The organism is uncultured Methylobacterium sp. (assembly GCF_964251405.1).
Taxonomy (GTDB): Bacteria; Pseudomonadota; Alphaproteobacteria; order Rhizobiales; family Beijerinckiaceae; genus Methylobacterium.
Genome location: NZ_CAXUJR010000066.1, coordinates 1 through 6276, shown reverse-complemented (window position 1 = coordinate 6276; position 6276 = coordinate 1). Strand labels below are relative to the sequence as shown.

The following is a 6276-nucleotide window of genomic DNA, read 5'->3' as shown; positions in this document are numbered from 1 at the left end:
TCGAATGTGAAGGTCAGCCGCCAGTTGCGGGACACGGTGAGCGTGTAGCGCCCGGCCAGGTTTCCCGTCAGCGCATGAAAGCCGGAGCCGGGCGTGTCGAGATCGTCGGGAGCCGCAGCCACGTCCAGGCTGCTCAGGAGCCGTCGGATCTTCGGGACCCAATCGGCGCGGACGCCTGAGGAATCGTTCCTAGTCCAGAAGCGCTTGAGGACCCGACTGCGGAAACTCTTGATCACGCCCTAGACTGTAACTCATTACTCTACAGTGTAAAGCGCCGATTTACATATTCGGCCGGAACACGCGCCACCCGAGAACGTGATGGCTTCACATTCCTTTCGCCAAACCGTCACACCGCGATGAGTCGCGCTCGCGACGGTCGCGATCCGGCCCTCACACCACCCGCCGCGACACCAGCCCCACCGCCGCCACGAGCCCGACCGCCGCCACGGTGATCATCACGCCCCAGGCCGGCAGCGCCGCCGCCCAGCCCTCTCCGAGAGCCATCTGATACGCCTCGATCGCCCAGGCGTTGGGGGTGAGCCAGCCGGCCTCCTGCAGCCAGGGCGGCATCAGGAAGCGGGGGACCATGCTGCCGCCCACCGCGGAGAGCAGGAGGACGCCGAAGGTCGAGGCGAGATGCGCCTGCTGCCGGGTCGAGGCGGCGGCGCAGGCGGCCAGCGCCAGGCCCGCCGCCATGGCGGAGACGAGGAGCGAGGTCACCGCCCAGGAGGCCCAATGCGGGCCGATCTCGACCCCGTAGAGGAGGGAGGCGGCCGTGAAGATGAGCCCGGCCTGGAGCACGCCCTGCAACACGAGGAAGCCGAACTTGCCGATGACGATCACGGCGAGCCCGCCGGGTCCGGCCATCAGGCGGTCGGCCAGGCCCGATTGGCGCTCCTCGACCAGCGACATCGCCCCCTGCATCGCCGCGAACAGCAGGAACACCGCCGTGATGGCGCCCGCATAGTAGCCGACCCGCTCGTTGGCCCGGCCCGAGGCCGTGCTGCGAAGCTCCACCAGGGAGGCGAAGGAGAACGGCTCCCGGCGGGCGCGCTGGTCTGCGAAGGCTTGGGTCAGGAACGCGCGCTCGTCCGGCCCGATCTTGCCCGAGCGCTCGACGTCGGCGACGATCCGGGCCAGGACCACGTCGGGCAGCGACTCGTTGAGGACGCGCTGGAGCTGCCCGAGCGCGATCGGGGTGGCCAGCGCCCGGGCCGGGTTCTCGATGAGGACGACAGGCTGGCCGGCGTCGCCGTCCTTGCCCGCCGGGGCGTCGAGGTCGCCGCGCAGGACGAGGGCGGCGTCGACCTCGCCGCGGCGCACGGCCGCCGCCGCCGCCTCGATCGAGCCGGCCTCTAGCCGCTCGATGCGGAGCGACGGATCCTCGGACAGCGCCTTGACGAGGCGCTGGGTGGTGGCGGTCCGGGCGAGGTCGGCCAGCCCGAGATGGATGCGGATGCGGTCGCCGATGGCGCCGGAGAAGATCGCTGCGAAGATCACGAAGATCACGGTCGGCAGGACGAAGGCCATGACCAGCGCGGCGCGGTCGCGGATCAGGCTCAGCCACATCACCCGGAAGGCGGCGCCGATCATGACGGCACTCTCGCGATGATGCGCGGCTGGGTTTGCCCGGTGGAAGCCGGGTCGAGGGCGGCGCGGTAGAGGGTCTCGACGCCGGGCGCACGGATGCGGACCTCGCTCACCGGCACCCCCTGGGCGCGCAACGCCGCCAGCAGGGCGACACCCTCGAGGCCGCCCTGTCGCGTCGCCCGCCAGGTGAAGCCGGTATCGACGGGAGCGAAGCCGGCACGGTGCAGGGCCGCCTCGGCCGCCGCGTCGGGCAGGTCGGCGAGCGCCACTTCATGCTCCGGTGCGGCCGTGCGCAAGCGTGCGAGAAGGTCGGGGAGCCGGCCTTCCTGGACGAGGCGGCCGTCGGCCATGACGGCGATGCGGTCTGCCAGGCGCTCGACCTCGGCGAAATCGTGGGTGGCGATGAGGATCGCGGCGCCCTCCGCGCGCAGGCGCGCAAGCACGGCGTGGATCGCGGCGCGAGCGGCGAGATCGACCCCTTGCGTCGGCTCGTCGAGGAGGACGAGGCGGGGCCGCCCGATCAGGCTCGCGGCGATGTTGACCCGGCGCTGGTAGCCCCCCGAGAGCAGCCCGACCGGGCGGCGGGCGACGTCGGCGAGGTCGGCGAGATCGAGGGCCGCCCGCGCCAGGGCCGGGCGCTCCCGCCGCGCGATGCCGGAGAGCTGCGCGAAGACGTCGAGGTTTTCCGAGACGCTGAGGCGCGGATACAGCGCGATCTCCTGGGGCACCCAGCCGATGTGGCGGCGGATGTCGCGGTCGCGGTAGGGGTCGGCGCCGCCGATCCGGACCGCGCCGGCCTCGGGCGGCAGGCGGCCGGCGACGAGGCGCATCAGCGACGTCTTGCCGGCCCCGTTCGGCCCGAGAAGCGCGAGGGTCTCGCCGGCCCTGAGATCGCAGTCGACGGCCTCGACGACGCGTCGACCGCGATAGGCCAGGGTGGCCCCCCGGACCTGCACCAGGGCGTCGTCGGGGGCCATCGCGAAAGGTCGGGTCAGCGCGGCGGCAGGGCGCGGGACAGGCGCACCCTCAGCGCCGCGCCCGGTTCGCGCAGGGCGAAGGCGGCGCGACCGAAATCCGGCCGTGCCCCCCGCGGGGTCTCGCCTGAGAACCCGTAGGGTTCGAGCGGCAGGCCGAGGCCGGTGCGGTCGAGCCGCCCGTTGCCGTTCACGTCCTGGAACGCCGCCACCGCGTAGGCGCCGGGCGCCACGCCCCGGAAGACGACGCGCTGGACCGTGCCCCGCACCGGCGCATCCTGCCCGATCCGGCACTCCTTCTCCGACAGGCCGCCCTGGCACAGGGCGACGTAGAGATCGCTCGCCGCCGGCTCGATGCCCTCGACCTCGACCTCGACGGTGGCGGCGCGCGTCGCGCCGCCCGAGAGGACACCCGCGATCAGCAGGCAGGCGAGGGCGCCCGAGCGCCGGACGTTCAAGAGGCTTCGCCCGAGGCGGCGAGGGGAGATGTGGCGGGCATGCCCGACGCCTCGGCGGGGACGCGGCCGGCGGCCAGTTCCTCCATCAGCAGGCGGGCGGTGATGCGCGCGCCCTCGTAGATCACCGGCAGGCCGGAGCCCGGATGGGTGCCGCCGCCGACGAGGTAGAGCCCCGGCCCGAAGCGGTTGTGCGGCCGGAAATACAGCATCTGCATGAGGTCGTGGGCGAGGTTGAAGGTGGCGCCCTCGTGCACGAAGAAATCGTCCCGCCACTGGGTCGGGTCGACGATGCGCTCGTAGCGGATGCGGCCCTCGATGTCGCCGAGCCCGAGGAGCTTCAACCGGTCGAGCACGAGCCTGCGGTAGCCCTCGCGCACGGTCGGCCAGTCGATGTCGGCCTTCAGGTTGGGCACCGGCACGAGGACGTAGAGGCTGGTGCTGCCGGGGGGCGCCATGCCGCCATCGGTGAAGCCCGCATGCTGGACGTAGAGCGAGGGCTGCTGCGAGAGGATTCCGTCGGTGATCTCGCGGATGTTCCGGGCGTAGTCGTCGGCGAGCAGGATGGTGTGGTGCCCGAGCGCGTCCGGCAGATCGCCCTCGATGCCAAGATACATCATGAAGGTCGAGCAGGAGAGGCGGGCCTTGGCGACCTTGGCGTCGCGCCAGCGCGGCCGGTGCGTCTCGGGCACGAGGTCCTGGATGACCTTGGCGAAGTCGCCGTTGATCACCACCGCGTCGGCGCCGATGCGCTCGCCCCCGACGACGACGCCGTCGGCCTTCTTTCCCGTGAAGGTGACGCGTTCCACCGCCGCGTTGAGGCGGATGTCGACGCCCATGCGGCGGGCGAGCCCGGCCATCGCCTCGGAGACGGCGCCGCAGCCGCCGACCGGGTGATAGACCCCGTGCTCGTATTCGAGGAACGACAGGATCGTGAACAGGCTCGGGCAGCGGAACGGCGACATCCCGAGATATTTGGTCTGGAACGCGAAGGCGAGGCGCACCCGCGGGTCGGCGAAGTAGCGCCTGAGGTCGCCGTCGACACTGCGGCCGGGATGGAGATGGGGCAGGGCCGTCAGCATCGCCGGCGAGGCCATCGAGCGCAGGGTGTGGAAGGCCTGCTGCAGGATCGGCTTGAAGAACTTCAGCTTGACCCGGTTGTCGGCGAAGAACTTGCGCACGTTCTTGGCGTCGTCGGGCGCGATGCGGGCGACCTCGGCCTCGAGCCGGTCCATGTCGTTGGTGGCGCGGATCTCGCCGCCCGATTCGAAGACGAGGTGGTATTGCGGGTCGAGCCGTTCGAGCTTGACGTGGTCCTCGAGCCGTTCGCCGCAGGATTCGAAGATGTCGGCGAGGATCTGCGGATAGAGAAAGAAGGTCGGCCCGATATCGAAGCGGAAGCCGCCCGGCGCCTCGAACGTCTTGGTGCGCCCCCCGACCGCCTCGTCCTTCTCAAGGATCGTGACGTGGACCCCCGCCCTCGCGAGGAGCAACGCGGTCGCCAAGCCTCCGGGACCCGCGCCGACGATGATGACCCGGCGTCCGGACAGGGTCCGCAAGCCGTCCCGTGACTGAAGCAACGCGTCCCACTCCCGATACCGATGGTGCATGGCGCGAGCATAGCCCACGCGCCCGCCGAACCGAACCGGCGCTACGCCGACCGGCCCGGTGCCCGCCATCCCCTCGGCTCCAACATCGGCCACGCTTGGGAGCGGGACAACTGGCACCGATTGTCGCGCACCGCACAATGGGATCGCCGGATGGCGATCGCGCTGTTTCTAGCGGAAGACTCGCCTTGGCGTTCGGGATGGGTCAGCATAAGAAGCCCGGCGCTGAGTTCACATGCGGCCGCGGCTTCATTCGTTATGGCAAGGGCGAGTGAGGATGAAGCTGGCTTCGATAAGGCCCTGAAACGGTTTGCGAAGGCAAAGCCTGACCCGAAGGTTCAATCGGCTGGTTCGTGCTCGGGGATCGGCATGTCGCCCATCCATAGCCCGGCGAACGTCAGCGTTGCCATGTAGACCGTCATGTTGTTCTCGTCGCGCACCAGAACCGTGAAGGCTTGCTTGTCACCATCCGTGGGGATCACGTCTCGCGCGATCGCGGGGAGCGTACCCATCGCTTCCTGTCGGACGGCGTCATCGTCGATGCATTCGCTGCCCTGCGTATCCCGGATCAACACTTGCCCATCATGGATGTCGAAGTAGTAGCGAGCCATCGCCGCCTCTCAGAGTGGTTCTATCCGCTAAATCCCTGATGGCGAAGAATGTTTCTGTGCATGAGCGTACAAGACCTGCTGGCGCCGTATGTGCGAGCGATACAGCCGCCGTTTCTCTATGACTTCGATTACCGGCGCGCCGCGAGGTAGTGCAGTGCGATGGCGCCCGCGGTGGCGACGTTGAGGGAATCGAAGTCCGGCGCCATGGGGATCCGCAGCGTGCGGCTCTTCGCCATCACGGCGTCCGACAATCCCGGCCCCTCGGTTCCGAGGAGCAGGAGGGCGCGCGGCACAGGGTCCAGGCCGTCGAGGTCGGTCTCGCCCCGCGGCGTCATCGCGAGGGTCACGAGGTCGAGGCGTTCGGCGAGGCCGAGGAAGCCGTCCCCGTCGGGGAGGCGGGCGAACGGCACGGTGAGCGCCGCCCCCGCCGAGACCCGGATCGCCTTGCGGTAGAGCGGATCGCAGGTCGCCGCATCGAGGAGCACGGCGTCGGCCCCGAAGGCGGCGGCGTTGCGAAGGACCGCGCCGACATTGTCGTGGTTGGTCAGCCCGACGAGACCGACGACCAGCGCTCCGGCGGGAGCGGGCGGGATCAGCGCCTCGGGCGCCGGCTCGTCGCCGCGCAGGCCGATCGCCAGGACGCCGCGATGGATCGGGAAGCCCGCGATGGCGCTCATCACGGCGCGCGGCGCGCAATAGACCGGCGGCGGATCGGGGAGGGCGGCGATCGCCTCGCCGAGCCCGGCGAGGCGATCGGGCAGGAGCAGGAGCGACTCGACCGAGAAGCGCGAGCCGGGCGACAGGGCGAGCCGCAGTGTGACCTCGCCCTCGATCACGAAGCGGCCGGCGCGCCCGACGAGGTCGCGCTCCCGCATGGCCGTGTAGGGGGCGACGCGGGGATCGGCGGGGTCTTCGATCGGGATGAGGATCATGTGACGACCTGAACGGGAAGACCGCGGCGATGAACCGCCGCGCCGGACGGACCGTCCACTTGCCGATGATGGCCGCGCGTCCCCCTCACCCTCGGCTGCCGCCTTGC

General features: G+C 70.6%; 7 protein-coding genes. All 7 read right to left on the bottom strand.

All coding sequences use genetic code 11. From position 1 onward, the window contains the following. On the bottom strand, positions 1-236 hold a 236-nt coding region (locus tag ACFE7U_RS12490), incomplete at its 3' end, for a type II toxin-antitoxin system RelE/ParE family toxin (RefSeq protein ID WP_375410052.1). Positions 237-390: 154 nt separating this feature from the next. Further along, positions 391-1593, bottom strand: a complete 1203-nt coding sequence (locus ACFE7U_RS12485; protein WP_375410051.1) for an ABC transporter permease — start codon at positions 1591-1593, stop codon at positions 391-393. Beyond that, positions 1590-2567: an ABC transporter ATP-binding protein gene (locus ACFE7U_RS12480; RefSeq protein WP_375410050.1), complete on the bottom strand. Its 978-nt coding sequence runs from the start codon at positions 2565-2567 to the stop codon at positions 1590-1592. Before ACFE7U_RS12480 ends, ACFE7U_RS12485 begins: the two co-directional genes overlap by 4 nt. 14 nt (positions 2568-2581) lie before the next feature. Next, complete coding sequence (locus tag ACFE7U_RS12475; RefSeq protein ID WP_375410049.1) at positions 2582-3022, bottom strand: DUF2141 domain-containing protein; 441 nt, start codon at positions 3020-3022, stop codon at positions 2582-2584. After that, positions 3019-4599 (bottom strand): phytoene desaturase family protein, encoded by a 1581-nt coding sequence (gene crtI / locus ACFE7U_RS12470; RefSeq protein ID WP_375410048.1) that lies wholly within the window; start codon positions 4597-4599, stop codon positions 3019-3021. Before crtI ends, ACFE7U_RS12475 begins: the two co-directional genes overlap by 4 nt. Positions 4600-4964: 365 nt before the next feature. Next, on the bottom strand, positions 4965-5237 hold the full coding sequence (locus ACFE7U_RS12465) for a DUF6894 family protein (RefSeq protein WP_375410047.1): 273 nt from the start codon (positions 5235-5237) through the stop codon (positions 4965-4967). A 128-nt stretch (positions 5238-5365) separates the two neighbouring features. Further along, entirely contained in the window at positions 5366-6169 is an 804-nt protein-coding gene (locus tag ACFE7U_RS12460) for a TrmH family RNA methyltransferase (RefSeq protein ID WP_375410046.1), read from the bottom strand. Between the last annotated feature and the right edge of the window lie 107 nt (positions 6170-6276).

Coding starts and splice junctions, on each gene's coding strand:
- ACFE7U_RS12485 (WP_375410051.1), bottom strand. CDS start 1,593: ATGATCGGCGCCGCCTTCCGGGTGATGTGGCTGAGCCTGATCCGCGAC.
- ACFE7U_RS12480 (WP_375410050.1), bottom strand. CDS start 2,567: ATGGCCCCCGACGACGCCCTGGTGCAGGTCCGGGGGGCCACCCTGGCC.
- ACFE7U_RS12465 (WP_375410047.1), bottom strand. CDS start 5,237: ATGGCTCGCTACTACTTCGACATCCATGATGGGCAAGTGTTGATCCGG.
- ACFE7U_RS12460 (WP_375410046.1), bottom strand. CDS start 6,169: ATGATCCTCATCCCGATCGAAGACCCCGCCGATCCCCGCGTCGCCCCC.